We start from the raw sequence: 14,892 nt of genomic DNA, 5'->3' as shown, positions 1-14,892 counted from the left end.
CCTAGCGCTTGCGGGCAACCTGGCGGTTCCAGGCGTCCGTGACCTCGGCGCGGCGGCTGTTGATGAGGTTCCAGTCGAACAGGCTCAGGTTCTTGACCGAGCCGTCCGCGCCCCAGGGCAGCTTGCGGGCCACGTCCTTGGACACCTGCACGTCCTTGACGGCGGGCCCCAGGTACAGGCGCGTGGCCAGGCAGGCGGCGGCATCCGGCGTGAGCGCGGTGTCGATGAACTTCTGCGCGGCGGCCTTGTTCGGCGCGTTCTGCACCAGATGCAGGCGCGCATCCGTGGCCCAGGCGCCTTCCTTGGGCACGGCGAAGCCGATGGGCAGGCCCTTGTCGATCAAGTCCCAGGCGCCCACGTTGAAGTGCGCGCCGATGATGGCCTCGCCGCTCTGGTAGGCGTTGGTGGCCGCGCCCGAACTGTCGAAGAACAGCGCGGTGTCCAGCGACGCCAGCTTGGCGTATAGCGGCGCCAGATTGGACGGGTCGACGGAGAACACCCGCGCCAGGAAGAAGATGAACGGCACGCCCGACGAGTTCGCCGGCGAGGGAATGGCGACGGCGCCCGCGTACTCGGGCTTCCACAGGTCCTTCCAGCTGGTGGGCGGTTGCGGCACTTCCTTGGTGTTGTAGGCGATGCCCAGCGAGTAGTAGCCGGTGCTGACGGCGTAGGCGCCAGCGCCATTGCGGTACACGCCCTGGTCGATGACGTTCTTCAGGTTGGGGATGCCGGCGGGATCCAGCGCGTCCAGCACGCCCGCTTCGGCGGCCAGTTCGCTGATGCCGCCGTCCATCCAGGCCACGTCTATGGTGGGCGCGCCCTTCTGCTGCTGCAGCTTGGCCAGTGTGGTGGTGGACGTGCCGACTTCCGGCACCACGGCCACGCCAGTCGCCTTGGTATAGGGCTCGGCCACGCAGGCGCGGAACGCGTCGCCCCAGTTGCCGCCGTACCAGGCGACCGTGATCTTTTGCTGCTGGGCCAGCGCCTGGCCTGCGAGCAGCAGGCCGGTTCCCAGCAAGGCGGCGCGGATCGCGCTGCGGGTAGGTGTTGCCATGTCGGATTCCCCTTGTCGATTTATCGGCCCGTTGCGGCTGCGCCGGCGGGCGCGGCAGCGCGGTGCCATAGATGCATCTTGGGCGATCCCCGGGAAAACCAGCTTGAAGGCCTGGGACAAAAACTTGAATAATTGCGACATGGAAACCGCTACACCCGCCGCGGCGCCGTCTTTCTCCTATGACGACGAGTTCAGCGGCCTGCCCCAGGGGAAACCCGCACTGACCGTAGGCATCGTGCTGCTGGACCAGTTCACGCTGGCCGCCTTTGCCGGATTGGTGGACGTGTTGCGGCTGGCGGGCGATCACGGCGGCCGCAGCCGCCAGATCCATACCGCCTGGCGCGTCATGAGCTGGGACGGCAAGCCGCGCTGCTGCAGCGCGGGCCTGACCATAGACGTGGCCGACGGCCTGCCCGAGGACCCGACCCAGTTCGACTATGTGGCGGTTTGCGGCGGCAACGACTATTTCAACGGCCGCCTGCCCGAACCTTTGCGCGACTGGCTGCGGCTGGCGGCGGCGCAGCGCGTGCGGCTGCTGGGCATATGCACGGGCACCTTCGCGCTGGCGCAGGCGGACGTCATCGGGCCGCGCACGGTCTGCGTGCACTGGAACGTGCTGGACACCTTCCGCGAGCGCTTTCCGCAAGCCCGCGCGGTGGTGGACCGACTGTTCGTGGACGAAGGCGACCTGATTTCCTGCGCCGGCTCCACGGCTGCAATCGACCTGGCCCTGTATCTGGTGGCCCGTCATTGCGGGCGCGACAAGGCGCAGCAGGCGATGCGGCACATGATGCTGCAAGGCGTGCGCCCGGGGCGCGTGCCGCAAGCGCACTTCCACACGGATCTGTCGGGCATCCAGGACCTGCGCGTGCGCCAAGCCGCGCACTTCATCGAGCAGCGCATTGACAACCCGCCGCCGCTGGATGCGATTGCACGCTACGTCGGCGTGGGGCGCAGGCAGCTGGAACGCGCGTTCCGCCTGGCGACGGGCATGTCGCCCATGGCGTTTCAGCGGCAGTTGCGGCTGGAATACGGCAGTTGGCTGCTCTTGAACAATCCCAGCAGCATCACGCAGATCGCGCTGGATTGCGGCTTTGCCGACGGCGCGCATTTCTCGCGCGACTTCCGCGCGCATTTCGGCCAGTCGCCGCGCCAGTATCAGCAGGCGGCGGATCGCGACAGCGGCGTCAGCGTGTTTCCCGCCTAGGGCCCGTGCACGGCTCGTTCCGGAGCAGGCGGGTCCTGGGCGTATCAACGGAAGGAGACGGCATGACCTATGACCTTTGGTATTGGGACGGCATACCCGGGCGCGGCGAGTTCGTGCGCCTGGCCCTGGAAGCTGGCGGCATCCCCTATCGCGAATGCGCGCGCCAGCCGGGCGCCGATGAAGGCACGCTGGTCGCGGACCTGAGCGCGGAGCGCAAGCATCCGCCGTTCGCGCCGCCCTATCTGGTGGCGGGCAAGATGACGTTGGCACAGACCGCCAACATCCTGCTGTTCCTGGGCGAAAAGCACGGCTTGGCGCCGGACTCGCTGGAAGGGCGGTTGTGGGTGAACCAACTGCAACTCACCATCGCCGACATGGTGGCCGAAGCGCACGACACGCATCATCCGATATCCGCCAGCGAGTACTACGAAGACCAGAAGGTCGAGGCCGCGCGCCGCGCACGCAGCTTCCGGGAAGAACGGATGCCCAAGTTCCTGGGTTACTTCGAACGCGTGCTGGGCGGCGAGCAGGCCTGGCTGGCGGGCGGCAAGCGCTGGACCTATGTGGACCTGTCCTTGTTCCACCTGGTCGATGGCCTGCTCTTCGCCTTCCCCAAGCGCATGGCCACCCTGGCCGTGCGCTATCCCAACGTCATGGCGCTGCATGCGCGCGTGGCGTCGCTGCCGGCATTGCAGCCTTACTTCGACAGCGGCAGGCGCTTGCCTTTCGGAGAAGGAATCTTTCGCCAATATCGCGAATTGGACGCCGCTTGAGTCGGGATAAACCCTGGTGTTGCTGGATGCCGATTTTTTTGAGGAGTCTCTTGAAAATCTTGAGACCTACTCATTTTTAAGATTAAATGTTTGCAAATTGTTAGATAAATATATCCATTTGTCTCGCGGCAGATAGGTCGAACGGCATCAAACCATCCGGGTTCCGGGTAGGAGACGTCACGATGAAATGGATTACCCTCAGCCAGCTGCTGCGCATGGACCGCGGCATGCAGAAGGCCGACATGCTCGGGCAGATCGCTGCGATCCACAACGCCCAGGCCGTCATCGAGTTCGACCTGGACGGCCACGTCCTGGCGGCGAACCCGAACTTCCTGCACACCATGGGCTACGCGCTGGACGAGATCGAGGGGCGGCACCACCGCATGTTCGTCGATCCGGCAGAGGGCGCATCGGCCGGCTATGCGGAATTCTGGAGCCGCCTGCGGCAGGGCGGCCGCGATGCCGGGCGCTATCGCCGGATCCGCAAGGACGGCAGCGACGTCTGGCTGCAAGCCTCCTACAACCCGATCCTCGACCGCCACGGCAGGCTGGTCAAAGTGGTCAAGTACGCCGTGGATATCACCGCGCAACAGCAGCGGCAGGCGGACGTGGAAGGCCAGCTGGCGGCGATCTCCAAGGTGCAGGCCATCATCGAGTTCGAACTCGACGGCACCATCATCCGCGCCAACGACCTGTTCCTGGACGCCGTGGGGTATCGCGCGGACGAGATCCAGGGGCGGCACCACAGCATGTTCGTCCCGCCGGAAGAGGCGCGCGGTCAGGCGTACAAGGAATTCTGGCGCAGGCTGCGCAATGGCGAGCACGACACCGGGCAGTATCTGCGCATCGGCAAGGGCGGCCGCCAAGTCTGGATCGAAGCCAGCTACAACCCGATCTTCGACGCCGAGGGCCGCCCGGTAAAGGTCGTCAAGTACGCCACCGACATCACGCGGCGCTTTACCGCCGCCCAGACCCTGCGCGTTGCGGTCCAGGGCCTGACCGAAAACGCCGAGCGCGCGGGCCAGGCCAATACGCTGGCGCAGGACGCCTGTCGCGTGGCTGAGCAGGGCGGCCATACGGTGCAGGAAGTGGTGCTGACGATGGGCGGCATCACCCAGAGCTCGCGCCGCATCTCGGAAATCATCGGGGTGATGGACGGCATCGCGTTCCAGACCAATATCCTGGCGCTGAACGCCGCGGTCGAGGCCGCGCGCGCCGGCCCGCACGGCAAAGGCTTCGCTGTCGTGGCGTCGGAGGTCCGCAGCCTGGCGCAGAACAGCGCGGCAGCGGCCAAGGAAATCAAGGATCTGATCACGTCCTCGGTGCAGCAGGTCGAGAGCGGGGCGCGCCAGGTCCAGTCGGCCGGCACGACCATGGACGATATCGTCGCGTCGTCGCGCCGCGTGACTGAAATCATGGCGGAGGTGGTGGAGGTGTCGCTGGCCCAGTCCGCCCGGCTGGGCGAGGTCACCGAGGACATCACGCAGCGGGCCGGCGAGCCTGCGCGCACCGCGCCGCCAACCGCCGCGGTCAAGCCCGTGGCGCCAGCCCTGCGGGCGAGGCCGGCGGCCAATGGCCCGCTGCAACCGCAGGCCGAGCGGCAATACGTGCGCTACTGAGCCGGCGCTGCCGGCCCGATGCGCTATAAAGACGGTATTGATCTGAACCCGCAGGCCCGGGCAGGAGCCATTCCGCCCGGGCCGCGCCATTTGCGGCTACCGTCCATGACCGAATCCGAAGCACTGGCTCTCGCCTCGCACCGCCATTACAAGGGCGGCCTCTACCTCTATGTGGGCACCGCCCGCCACTCCGAAACCGAGGAGTCCCTGGTCGTCTACGAACACCTGTGGCCGCACGAGCGCGGCCTGTGGGTGCGTCCGGCGGACATGTTCTTCGGCCAGTTGCCCGATGGCGCGCCGCGCTTTGCGCCCTTGCGGCCGGCGGAGTAAGGCTGTGACGTACTTCTATCGCCGGCCGCGCGCGAGCGGCGCCTCTCCCGTCCGGGCGGCGGGCGGCAAGGCGGGCGCGGAGGCCCTGGCCGCGGCGCTGCAGGCGTTGCGCGGCCCGTTCATCGTGGCCGACCTGGAAACCACCGGGCTGTCCACCACGACCTGCGAGATTCTGGAGTTCGCGGCGGTGCGCGTGGGCGAGGCGGGGGCGCTGGAGCGCGAGTACACGCAAGTCGTGCGTACCCGCGGCCCGGTGCCGTCCTTCATCAGCCGGCTGACCGGCATCACGCAGGCGGAAGTCGACCGCGATGGCGTGCCGGTGGTGCAGGCGTTTTCCTCCTTCCTGGATTTCGTGGAAGACCTGCCTGTGTTTTTCCACAATGCGTCGTTCGACCGGCGCTTCCTGGGTGCGGCGGCGGACCAGACCGGCCTGCCATTCGCCAATTCCACCCATTGCACCCTGGCGCTGGCGCGGCGCGCCTGGCCGGAGCTGCCCTCGCACAAGCTGGAAATCCTGGCGCGCCATGTGGGCGCTTCCAATCCCACCCACCGCGCGCTGGCCGACGTGCGCACGACCGTGGCGGTGGCGCTGGCCGCCAGTTCCCGCCTGGCCGCGGGCCAGGAGTAGCCATGTCCGACCTGGAACAGATCCGGCTCGCCGTGCGCCGCTTTACCGAAGAGCGGGAGTGGCAGCCGTTCCACACGCCCAAGAACCTGGCGATGGCGCTGGCCGGAGAGGCGGGCGAACTCGTGTCCCTGTTCCAATGGCTGAGCGAGGCCGAGTCGCGCCAGATGCCGCCCGAAAAGCTGGCGGATGCCGCGGACGAAATCGCGGATGTGCAGATGTACCTGGTGGCCCTGGCCGATCAGCTCGGCATCAACATCGCCGATGCGGTCGCGGGCAAGATGGTCAAGAATGCGCGGAAGTACCCGGCGGATCGTTTTCGCGGCAGCGCGCGCAAGTACGACGATCCGCCTGAACAGTCCTGACCCGCGTGCGATGCGGCCAGGTTGGCCGCGTCAAATCACTTTTTGCTCGTGATGCACTTGGGGCGGTTCGACGAAGAAGCCCGCCACCAGCTTGCGCCATTCCTGGAAATCGCCGGATTCGCGGAAGTCCACCATGTGGTTTTCGACGGTTTCCCAATCCACCACCAGCGTGTAGCGCTGCGGCTGCTCGATGCTGCGGTACAGCTCCATGCCGTGGCAGCCGCGGGCCCGCAGGAACAGCGGCTTCGCTTGCGCGACGCCTGCCTCGAACAGCGCTTCCTGCCCTTCGCGGACATGGATGCTGGCAATTTCCTGGATCATGTTCTGGTCTCCAAACAGATGAGGCCGGGTAGCGCCCGGCTGGCCGCCGTAGTATGGCTGAAAATCCCGGGCCAGGCGCGCAGCGGGCCTCGCCGCTTCGGTTGTGCGCGCTAGGGAACTTGCCCGAGGCGGTCCGCCTTATTCCCATCCATAAAGTTGAAGCCGGACGTGCACGGCGCACAGCCAGCGCGTTTTTTCTCGTCCATACGCAGGGTCGCCGCGCAAGATTGCCGCAAATCTGGCCGATTGTTTTACAGCCAGGGATCGTCCATCGGGATTCGGTCGCCCGTTTAGGCGATATCGACTTGCCTAGGACGGCGCAATCATTCCGTACCAATACGAAAGTCCCACGCCTTTCGTCATTGTCCAGGCGTGGCGCTGAGCGGTAACGGTCCGCGCCGGTCGGTCGCCGGTAAATCGTGAATCCGTGCATGCACGGAGCAGGAGGAGCTGAAATGAAAAAGCTCATAGCAGTCGCCGCGTTGTCCTTGTTCGCTGTTTCGGCTTATGCGGACCCTGGTGGATCAATCACGGGCCACGCCGGCGCAATCAATGGCACCGCATCATCCATTTCCACAGGCAGCTCCGTGGCCGCCACGCAGATCAACGGCTACGGTTCATCCACCCAGGTGTCGTTCGGCATGACGGGTGGCGTTGCGGAAGTGGGCGGCAGCTTCAGCCGCGATGGCACGCAAGTGGTCACCAGCACGCGCCAGTACGCCAACAGCGATTCGTACGGCCACGTGTCGGGCAACGCGCCCATCATGGTGGGCGACAGCATCGCCAATGGCGGCGCCACGTTCGCCAAGACGGATACCAGCGCTTCGGCGACGGGCTCCTTCCATGCGGTGAATGTGGGTGCATTCGGGTCGATACATGGCATCGGTCCGGTGGGCCATGTCGGCGGTTTCAATCACTGACCCAGTTATCCGGACGGCTCCGGCCGTCCGGGCGAGGGGACATCATGAAGACTATAGTGCTTGCCATTTCCCTGTCGCTGGCGGCGTTTTCCGCCGGCGCCCAGACCAGCAGTTCCAATGCGACGACATCGGCGTCGTCGGGATCGACCAACGCCGGCAACAATCAGGGCATCACGCTCAACTCCAATAACAGCGGGTCCAGCACGCTGCGCAGCGTGCCGCCGCTGGGCGGACAGAGTTTCTACGGTTCGTTCTCTTCCGACAGCTGCATGGTTTCGGCGGGCGGCGGCGGCGCCGTGGTCGGCTTCGGCCTGAACGTCGCGATCCCGATCGAGGATCAGAAGTGCAGCCTGCGACGCAACTTCGAGCGAACCATGCAGGCGGCCGCCTCGACCAAGGACGCGGACCGTTCGCGCCGCCTGGAAACCGCGGCCATCGACATTCTGTGCCAGACCGACGACCGCACCAAGGCGGCGCTGGTGGCGCAGGGACTGTGCACCAATCCTGCCTTGACGACCGCGGATCACCGTTTCGACAGCAACGCGGTGGCGCAGGTGGCGCCTTCGGGGCCGGTCCTGGCCGACCGCCCCGCGCCGCCGCAACCGCCGGCGCCCGAGGCGCGGGCCTATCCGGTGCGCAGCGTGCAGAGCGCCGCGCTGGCGGCGCCGCCGTTGCGCAACCGGACTTTTACCGAGCTGTATACGCCGGGCTGAAGCGGAAGTCCTGCCAGTCCCGGGCGGGGCGGGATGGCGGCAGGATGTGGCGGCTTCAGGACTGGGGCGGCGGCGCGACGGCGAGGGGCGCCGCTGCCGGCGGCGGTGCCGAAGCCAGCAGCATGGTCGGTGGCGACGACACCTCCAGGCCGGCGTCATGCAGGCGCTTGAGCAGGGTGAACAGCAGTGCGCTGCGCACGCCGTAGGCTGCCCGCGGCGACGACACGTAACCCTTGGCGTTGAAGACCAGGTTGCCGCCCTCGATGCCGTCCAGGAAGACGTTCGGCGCGGGCGCGTCCAGCACGTCCTCGTGGTCCGAGAAAGCCTGCAGGATCAATTCGCGCACTTGTTCCGCGTCGGTCGACAGCGGCAGCGGCAGCTTGATCTGCACCAGCCCCAGCGGATTCGAGCGGGTCACGTTGCGCACGGTCTTGGTGACGAACTCCGAGTTCGGCACGATCACCGTGGAGCGGTCCCCCATCTGGATTTCCGTCGCGCGCACGTTGATGCGCAGGATGTCGCCCTCGACCCCGCCCAGCGATACCCAGTCGCCCACCTTGACCGGACGCTCGGCCAGCAGGATCAGGCCGGACACGAAGTTCTGCACCACCGCCTGCAAGCCAAAACCGATACCCACGGACAGCGCGCTCGCGATCCACGCCACGCGTTCCAGGCCGAAGCCGGCGGCCGACAGCGCCAGCGCCACCGCTGTGACGAAACCGGCATAGCCGAACAGCGTGGCGGCCGACAACTGCATGCCCGGATCCAGCTCGGTCGTGGGCAGGTAGCGGTTGGACAGCCAGCGCTTGAGCATCTTCACGGCCAGCAGCGACAGCGCCAGCACCAGCAGCGCCTGCAGGACCGCGCCCGGACGGATCTGGGCTTCGCCGATGGCCAGTCCCTTGCGCAGCTGGTCGAAGCGCTGCAACAGGTCCATCGGCGCTTCGCCAAAGGGCGCCAGCAACAGGATCACGGCCAGCAGGCCGACCGCCACGCGGCCGACGCCCGACAGCAGCACGGCCGCCTGGTCGCGCATGCTGGGCGCTTCGTGTTCGCCGCCGTCGCGGTGCGAGGTGCCCAGCAGCGTGCTGAAGCCGTCCTCGATCAGGGTGGACAACAGATAGGCCGAGGCCAGCACGATCAGCACCCACAGCACCTGCTTGACCATGAAGCTGCCGAACGCCACGTAGCCGGCCAGCAAACTGGCCAGGCTCAGGATCAGCACCGTCCAGACCGAGGTCAGCAGCAGCGACACCCAGAACGGGATCGGGGCCTCGCTTTCCTGCATGGCCTGGCGCCGCAGCCGGCGGCTGATGGCCAGCACCGCGCCTATCGTCGCCATGGTCAGCACGGCGACGATGCCGGTCAGCGTGATGGTGGTGGTCAGGCTGGCGTTCAGCAGCACCGGCAGGCGCTCGGCCAGCCAGATCATCACCACCAGCACGCCCAGCACGCCGGGCAGCCAGCGCAGCCGCAGCGCCACGGCGTCGCTGATGGGCGGCAGGCGCCACGAAGGACGGTTCGCGGATAGCAGCGCATAGCCCAGGCCGGACACGTAGCCGCCGAAACAGACCGTCGCCACCAGGTTCGCGAGCAGCGACGAGGTGTTGTCGCTCAGCTGCGAATCCCAGTCCAGGCCGATATGGATCAAGAGCGCGATGACGCCCGGCGTGGCCACGGCCAGCACCAGATGCGTGACCGCAAGAAAGGAACGGCGCAAGCGCCCGGGCGGGACGCGCGTGGCGGTTATCCGCAGCAGCACCCGGCCGATGGCGACGCGCAGGGCGATGGTCAGCGCGATCGCCGCGCCCAGCAGCAGCCAGCCCCATTTCGGCGTCTGGCCGACCGCGGTCGCCAGGTCGTCGCGCAGGGCTTCCAGGCGTTCCAGGTCGCGCGGGAACTCCTCTCGGAACTCGGTCCAGAATTGGCCGGACAGGAAGGAGTCGCGCCGCTCGCCCAGGCGCGCCTGGAACTGCTTGCGCCGTTGCGCCGAGATCTGCTCCGCGGTTTGTCCGGCGTCCACGGACAGCAGCCGGGCCAGCTTGATCTGTGCGTCCAGCGCGCGGCTGTTCTTATCCAGCTGCATGCGTTGCGCGGCCACGTCGGACGCTTCCTTGACGCCTTCGGGCGGAGTGCCCAGCTCGCTCAGCCGGGCCGTTACGCTGGCCAGCTGAGGAGTCAGGGCCTCGGCGGCGGCGTCGGCCTTGGACTGGATGTCCAGCGCATCGCCGCGTTGTTTGACCAGGGTGGCGTCGTCGGTCTCGTCGGCGACGCGCTTGCGGATGTCATCGATCTGCTTGCGCGCGGCCGCCAGCGTCGCTTCGGTGTCGGCCGGGGTAGGCGGCGCTGCGGCGTGGGCTGGCAGCAGGAAAAGCGCCAGCAGCAGCGCCGCCATCAGCGCCACCAAGGCGGAGTAGCGGGCGCGGCGGGACCGGGCGGGCAGGGTAAGGGGAGTCTGTGTCATGTTTCTTGGGCGAGTCGCTCGCATCGAGGCGGGAGCATAGCAAGGCGCCGCCCCATCCGTTGCAACAAAAACGAGCGCTGCGGCCCTATTTTTGACGGCACGATCAAACACCGGAATGACAGCCTGAAGCGGGGGTAGAAACAGGGCCGGATGGGCGGAGCATTCACCCTGCGAGGCCCAGAGGCCGGCAGCTTTGGCAAAGCATGTTTACCTGGCCTACGTTTGGATTCAACTCAACCAGGCAGGTTGGCGCGCACGGCGCCTTTTTTCGGCTTGCCGAGCACCGTGTCGCACACCTCCAGCCAGGCGCGGGCGGCATACGACAGATAGCCGGATTGCTGCCAGATATGGCCGACTTCCCATTGCATGCCGGATTTGGCCAGTTTGGCGGTGCTCAAGCCACGCGTTTTCATGCGCAGCATCAGCGGTTCGGGCAGCAGGGCCACACCCAGGCCTGCCGAGGCCATCGCCACCAGGAAATCCCAATGCGCGCTTTGCGCGGCGATGCCGGGTTGAAATCCGGCATCCGCAAAGGCCTGCCGCAAGCGGCGGGTCATGGCGAAGTCGTCCGTGGGAATCAGCAGGCGCGCATCGCGCAACGCGGCGAGCGGCAACGAGGTCTTGCCGGCCCAGGGCGCGTCGGGCGGGCCTATCACCCAGATCGGGTAGCTGCCGAAGGGCTGGGCCGCCAGGCCGCCGTCCGGCGCGATCGGCAAAATGGTCGCGCCTACTTCCAGTTCGCCGCTGGCGACCAGCTCCTCCACGGCCTGGCCGGTGCCTTCGCGCAGCGTCAGGTGGATGCCGGGATGCAGTTCGCGGAAGCGCTTGACCACAGGCGTGAACAGCAGGTTGATCATGGGCGGGATGCCGACCTCCAGCGCGCCGCGGCGCAGGTCGGCCGTCTGGCGCAGTTCTTCGGACAGCTGGCGCATCGTTTCCAGCACCTGCAGGCCGCGCTGGTACATGACCCGGCCCGTGTCGGTAGGGCGGGCCGTGTGGCCGTCGCGTATCAGCAGCGGCGTGCCAGCCTCTTCTTCCAGCTGGCGGATCATCTTGCTCACCGTCGATTGCGTCACGAACAGCGTCTTGGCCGCCTGCGTGAAGCTGGCATGCCTGACGGTTTCGACGAAATACCGCAGAGCGCGCACGTCCATGGACCGGAATTCCCTCGCGCGATGCGCGCAAAACATTCAAACGATGAAAAAAGCGACTTATCTAGATGATTTTAAGTCATTACGAGATTTGAGCCGGCCTTCCTATACTGCGGAAAATTCGTTCCCGGGCCGCTTCGAGCCGGCCCTGGAATCTCGGGAAACGCCGCGTCAGACGGCGCCTGGGCGCATGGCGGCAATGCCGCGCCCCGCCGCACGTAGGCCCTTGAATCTGGAGACACCATGCATCTCGACCGTATCCGCCACCCTGGGCTGCGCGCCAAGATCACTTCCGCCGATCAGGCGGCTTTGCTGGTTCAGGACGGCATGACCGTCGGAATGAGCGGCTTCACCCGCGCGGGCGACTGTAAGTCGGTGCCGGCGGCGCTGGCGGCCCGCGCCGAGCGCGAACCGCTCTCCATCACCCTGATTACCGGCGCGTCGCTGGGCCACGATACGGACAAGATGCTGGCACAAGCCAACGCGCTGGCGCGTCGCATGCCGTTCCAGGTCGACACGACCCTGCGCCGCAAGATCAACCAAGGCGAAATCGCCTTCATCGACCAGCACCTGTCCGAAACCGTCGAGCAGTTGCGCGCGGGCCATATCGGCCCCATCAACGTGGCCATCATCGAGGCCGCCGCCATCACCGAGACCGGTGCCATCGTGCCGACCATGTCGGTGGGCAACTCCGCTTCCTTCGCGCAGCAGGCGGACGTCATCATCATCGAACTGAACATGGGCGTGCCCGCCGCCATCGAAGGCCTGCACGACATCTACGTGCCCGAAGCCCGTCCGGCGCGCCAGCCCATCGGCCTGGTTTCGCCCGACCAGCGCATCGGCCTGTCCTGCATCGAAGTGGATCCCGCCAAGATTGCCGCCATCGTCATCACGCAGGAACCGGACAGCCCGTCCAACGCCTTGCCGCCCGACGAGGAAACCAATGCCATCGCCAGCCACATCAACGCCTTCCTGCGCCGCGAGGTCGATGCCGGCCGCCTGACCAATGAATTGCTGCCGCTGCAGGCTGGCATCGGCACCATCGCCAACGCCGTGCTGCATGGCTTCGAGTCGTCGAGCTTCGAGAACCTGACGATGTACTCCGAGGTACTGCAGGACAGCGCCATCGAACTGCTGGACCAGGGCAAGCTCGCGTTCGCGTCGGCCTCCTCGATCACGGTGTCCAAGCCGGTCTACGAAAAGATCCTGGCCAATATGGAGCACTACCGCGAGCGCATCGTGCTGCGTCCGCAAGAGATCAGCAATGCGCCCGAGATCGTGCGCCGGCTGGGCATCATCGCCATCAACACCGCGCTGGAATTCGACCTCTACGGCAATGTGAATTCCACGCACGTGGGCGGCACGCACATGATGAACGGCATCGGCGGCTCGGGCGACTTCGCCCGCAACGCGCACCTGGCGATCTTCGTGTCCAAGTCCATGGCCAAGAACGGCGACATCTCCAGCGTGGTGCCCATGGTGTCCCATGTGGACCATACCGAGCACGACGTGGACGTGCTGGTCACCGAATGCGGCCTCGCGGACCTGCGCGGCCTGGCGCCTCGCGAACGCGCGCGCACAGTCATCCAGAATTGCGTGCACCCGTCCTACCGCGAAGCCTTGCAGGACTATTTCGACCGCGCTTGCGAGCGCGGCGGCCAGACGCCGCATCTGCTGGAAGAGGCGTTCTCCTGGCACCAGCGCTTCAACGAAACCGATACGATGCGGCCGGCCAAGCCGGCTGCGCGCAAGGTGGCCTGAGGTCCGCCGCCACCTGAGGCTGCCGCCGCCGCGGCGCCTGCCGGGTCATGCGTGCGTAGCGTATCCCGGCCTGCGGATCGTGGTTTCCGCTGGCGCCGCGATTGGGTAGAGGTAAAGCAGCAGATGCTGCTTTACCTTTTTTTTGCCTGCGGCTTCTTGCGGGGGCCGGACTTGGGGGCGCTCAGATTTTCGCGCGACATCTCCAGTTCGTCGCGCAGCCACTGCTTCAGTTCCACCAGCGGCGCCCAGTCGCGCAGACTGGGCCGATAGACCAGGTGGTAGGTCTGCGCCTGCTCATACTCGATGCTGATGGGCGACAGCTGCACCAGCCGGCCCGAGCACAGCGCGTCCGCGGCCAGCAGTTGGCGGCCCAGGGTGATGCCCAGTCCCTGCTCGGCGGCCTGCATCATCATGCCGGCATCGTTGAAGGAGGCCACCGGCGTGATGGGCGTGTTGAGCCCCGCAGCGTTGAACCAGGTCTGCCAGAGCTCGCGCTCGCCAAGCAAAGGCTGGCGCGCCAGCGTCTGCGGCGAATTGTCGGGGAGCGCTGCCGCGGTTTCCGGCGACGCCAGGACTATCAAGGGCAGGGGCGTGTCGAACAAAGGTTCCGACTCCACGCCCGCCCAGGGACCGCGCCCAAAACGCAGCGCCGCGTGAAAGCCGTCTCGCAGCAGATCCACCACTTGCTGGGAAGTCTCGATCTCCAGCGTCAGGCCCGGATTGCGCTCGCGCCACCGCGCCATGCGAGGTAGCAGCCAGCGCTGCGCGAAGGACGGCAGCACCGAAACGCGCAAACGCTGCTCGCTGCCCGAGGCCGCGGCCGATGCCGCCATCGTGCCTTCATCCAGTAGAGCCATGGCGCCTTGCACACTGCACAAAAGCGCGGCGCCGGCTGAATTCAGGACGATGCCGCGGCCGCTGCGCTCGAACAGAGGAAAGCCCAACTGGGTTTCCAGCACCTTGATCTGCTGGCTGACGGCGCTGTGGGTGAGGTGCAGCCGTTCGGCTGCGGCGCGCAGATTCTGCAGCTCGGCCACGGCTCGGAAGGCGGGGAGGGTACTGAGTGGCAGGCGCATGGCTGGGATCGGGGTGAGAGATTGGTCATCATAGCTTACCGATACCCCCAAAACAATTCGATTTTCAGCCGAACATTGGGCGACTACGCTTACCAAAGTGCATAAATACCTGGAGCCCATCATGTCTGCACAGCTTTGCACCCCGTCTTCTCCGCCCTTGGCCGGGGCCTCTTGGGATCGTCAACCCGCTGCGGCCATGCCAGTCGGCGCGCCGTCCGCCGAGCTGGCGCCGCCCCGCCTTGGATTCTTTGCCATGCTCGCGGCGGCTTATCGCAAGCGTCGCAATGAAACGCGGCTGCGTCATCTTGCCGCCGACCTGGATGAGCACATGCTGCAGGATCTGGGCGCTCCCAACTGGTTGATGAACGAAGCCGCAGTCAAGCGCGACCTGGCGCGGCTTCGCGACGTGGACTATCTCCGCTGGTAGGCGCGCGCGCCCGTGATGGGCGGCTCGGCGTTCCTTCTTTTCCCGCCGCGGCCCCGTCCTCTCTATATATAGACCTATATATAGAG

General features: G+C 66.5%; 15 protein-coding genes. 10 read left to right on the top strand and 5 right to left on the bottom strand.

Annotated features, from left to right (window positions below; genetic code table 11):
- Position 1 precedes the first annotated feature (1 nt).
- Positions 2-1,054: an ABC transporter substrate-binding protein gene (locus AC6LKD_RS27435; protein WP_498118019.1), complete on the bottom strand. Its 1,053-nt coding sequence runs from the start codon at positions 1,052-1,054 to the stop codon at positions 2-4.
- A gap of 139 nt (positions 1,055-1,193) precedes the next feature.
- Between AC6LKD_RS27435 and AC6LKD_RS27430 the strand changes: the two genes are divergently transcribed.
- The 6 genes from AC6LKD_RS27430 to AC6LKD_RS27405 all read left to right on the top strand — a co-directional run bounded on the left by AC6LKD_RS27430 (position 1,194) and on the right by AC6LKD_RS27405 (position 5,973).
- Positions 1,194-2,261 carry a GlxA family transcriptional regulator gene (locus AC6LKD_RS27430; protein WP_207471885.1) on the top strand — a complete coding sequence of 356 codons (1,068 nt, stop codon included), beginning with the start codon at positions 1,194-1,196 and terminating at the stop codon, positions 2,259-2,261.
- A gap of 62 nt (positions 2,262-2,323) precedes the next feature.
- Positions 2,324-3,034, top strand: coding sequence for a glutathione S-transferase (locus AC6LKD_RS27425; protein WP_498118018.1), 711 nt, complete (start codon positions 2,324-2,326; stop codon positions 3,032-3,034).
- Positions 3,035-3,216: 182 nt separating this feature from the next.
- Positions 3,217-4,653: a PAS domain-containing protein gene (locus AC6LKD_RS27420; protein ID WP_498118017.1), complete on the top strand. Its 1,437-nt coding sequence runs from the start codon at positions 3,217-3,219 to the stop codon at positions 4,651-4,653.
- Positions 4,654-4,758: 105 nt separating this feature from the next.
- Positions 4,759-4,983, top strand: coding sequence for a DUF1653 domain-containing protein (locus AC6LKD_RS27415; RefSeq protein WP_013395459.1), 225 nt, complete (start codon positions 4,759-4,761; stop codon positions 4,981-4,983).
- An 85-nt stretch (positions 4,984-5,068) separates the two neighbouring features.
- Positions 5,069-5,611 (top strand): 3'-5' exonuclease, encoded by a 543-nt coding sequence (locus AC6LKD_RS27410; RefSeq protein ID WP_498118026.1) that lies wholly within the window; start codon positions 5,069-5,071, stop codon positions 5,609-5,611.
- Positions 5,612-5,613: 2 nt separating this feature from the next.
- Positions 5,614-5,973 carry a nucleotide pyrophosphohydrolase gene (locus AC6LKD_RS27405; protein ID WP_207471875.1) on the top strand — a complete coding sequence of 120 codons (360 nt, stop codon included), beginning with the start codon at positions 5,614-5,616 and terminating at the stop codon, positions 5,971-5,973.
- Between the two features lie 30 nt (positions 5,974-6,003).
- Here AC6LKD_RS27405 and AC6LKD_RS27400 read toward each other — a convergent pair whose 3' ends face one another.
- Positions 6,004-6,294, bottom strand: coding sequence for an antibiotic biosynthesis monooxygenase family protein (locus AC6LKD_RS27400; protein ID WP_013395456.1), 291 nt, complete (start codon positions 6,292-6,294; stop codon positions 6,004-6,006).
- A 455-nt stretch (positions 6,295-6,749) separates the two neighbouring features.
- On the opposite strand from AC6LKD_RS27400, the gene AC6LKD_RS27395 reads away from it, so the two are divergent.
- Positions 6,750-7,214 (top strand): hypothetical protein, encoded by a 465-nt coding sequence (locus AC6LKD_RS27395; RefSeq protein ID WP_013395455.1) that lies wholly within the window; start codon positions 6,750-6,752, stop codon positions 7,212-7,214.
- Between the two features lie 44 nt (positions 7,215-7,258).
- Positions 7,259-7,927 (top strand): hypothetical protein, encoded by a 669-nt coding sequence (locus tag AC6LKD_RS27390; protein WP_498118016.1) that lies wholly within the window; start codon positions 7,259-7,261, stop codon positions 7,925-7,927.
- Positions 7,928-7,982: 55 nt separating this feature from the next.
- Here AC6LKD_RS27390 and AC6LKD_RS27385 read toward each other — a convergent pair whose 3' ends face one another.
- Both AC6LKD_RS27385 and AC6LKD_RS27380 read right to left on the bottom strand, forming a co-directional pair.
- On the bottom strand, positions 7,983-10,391 hold the full coding sequence (locus tag AC6LKD_RS27385; RefSeq protein ID WP_498118015.1) for a DUF3772 domain-containing protein: 2,409 nt from the start codon (positions 10,389-10,391) through the stop codon (positions 7,983-7,985).
- 233 nt (positions 10,392-10,624) lie between these two features.
- Positions 10,625-11,545 (bottom strand): LysR family transcriptional regulator, encoded by a 921-nt coding sequence (locus AC6LKD_RS27380; RefSeq protein ID WP_498118014.1) that lies wholly within the window; start codon positions 11,543-11,545, stop codon positions 10,625-10,627.
- A 240-nt stretch (positions 11,546-11,785) separates the two neighbouring features.
- On the opposite strand from AC6LKD_RS27380, the gene scpC reads away from it, so the two are divergent.
- Complete coding sequence (gene scpC, locus AC6LKD_RS27375) at positions 11,786-13,303, top strand: succinyl-CoA:acetate CoA-transferase ScpC (protein ID WP_498118013.1); 1,518 nt, start codon at positions 11,786-11,788, stop codon at positions 13,301-13,303.
- A 131-nt stretch (positions 13,304-13,434) separates the two neighbouring features.
- On the opposite strand, the gene AC6LKD_RS27370 is transcribed toward scpC, so the two are convergent.
- Complete coding sequence (locus AC6LKD_RS27370) at positions 13,435-14,379, bottom strand: LysR substrate-binding domain-containing protein (RefSeq protein ID WP_492276581.1); 945 nt, start codon at positions 14,377-14,379, stop codon at positions 13,435-13,437.
- 121 nt (positions 14,380-14,500) lie between these two features.
- Here AC6LKD_RS27370 and AC6LKD_RS27365 point away from each other — a divergent pair, with 121 nt between their 5' ends.
- Positions 14,501-14,806 (top strand): hypothetical protein, encoded by a 306-nt coding sequence (locus AC6LKD_RS27365; protein ID WP_237709933.1) that lies wholly within the window; start codon positions 14,501-14,503, stop codon positions 14,804-14,806.
- Positions 14,807-14,892 lie beyond the last annotated feature (86 nt).

It is taken from the genome of Achromobacter sp. D7-1 (assembly GCF_059760445.1).
This window is presented reverse-complemented; position numbering and strand designations above follow the sequence as displayed.

Bases quoted from the DNA above. Each gene is read 5' to 3' on its own strand.
- AC6LKD_RS27435 (WP_498118019.1), bottom strand. From the start codon at position 1,054: ATGGCAACACCTACCCGCAGCGCGATCCGCGCCGCCTTGCTGGGAACC.
- AC6LKD_RS27430 (WP_207471885.1), top strand. From the start codon at position 1,194: ATGGAAACCGCTACACCCGCCGCGGCGCCGTCTTTCTCCTATGACGAC.
- AC6LKD_RS27425 (WP_498118018.1), top strand. From the start codon at position 2,324: ATGACCTATGACCTTTGGTATTGGGACGGCATACCCGGGCGCGGCGAG.
- AC6LKD_RS27420 (WP_498118017.1), top strand. From the start codon at position 3,217: ATGAAATGGATTACCCTCAGCCAGCTGCTGCGCATGGACCGCGGCATG.
- AC6LKD_RS27415 (WP_013395459.1), top strand. From the start codon at position 4,759: ATGACCGAATCCGAAGCACTGGCTCTCGCCTCGCACCGCCATTACAAG.
- AC6LKD_RS27405 (WP_207471875.1), top strand. From the start codon at position 5,614: ATGTCCGACCTGGAACAGATCCGGCTCGCCGTGCGCCGCTTTACCGAA.
- AC6LKD_RS27400 (WP_013395456.1), bottom strand. From the start codon at position 6,294: ATGATCCAGGAAATTGCCAGCATCCATGTCCGCGAAGGGCAGGAAGCG.
- AC6LKD_RS27395 (WP_013395455.1), top strand. From the start codon at position 6,750: ATGAAAAAGCTCATAGCAGTCGCCGCGTTGTCCTTGTTCGCTGTTTCG.
- AC6LKD_RS27390 (WP_498118016.1), top strand. From the start codon at position 7,259: ATGAAGACTATAGTGCTTGCCATTTCCCTGTCGCTGGCGGCGTTTTCC.
- AC6LKD_RS27385 (WP_498118015.1), bottom strand. From the start codon at position 10,391: ATGACACAGACTCCCCTTACCCTGCCCGCCCGGTCCCGCCGCGCCCGC.
- AC6LKD_RS27380 (WP_498118014.1), bottom strand. From the start codon at position 11,545: ATGGACGTGCGCGCTCTGCGGTATTTCGTCGAAACCGTCAGGCATGCC.
- scpC (WP_498118013.1), top strand. From the start codon at position 11,786: ATGCATCTCGACCGTATCCGCCACCCTGGGCTGCGCGCCAAGATCACT.
- AC6LKD_RS27370 (WP_492276581.1), bottom strand. From the start codon at position 14,379: ATGCGCCTGCCACTCAGTACCCTCCCCGCCTTCCGAGCCGTGGCCGAG.
- AC6LKD_RS27365 (WP_237709933.1), top strand. From the start codon at position 14,501: ATGTCTGCACAGCTTTGCACCCCGTCTTCTCCGCCCTTGGCCGGGGCC.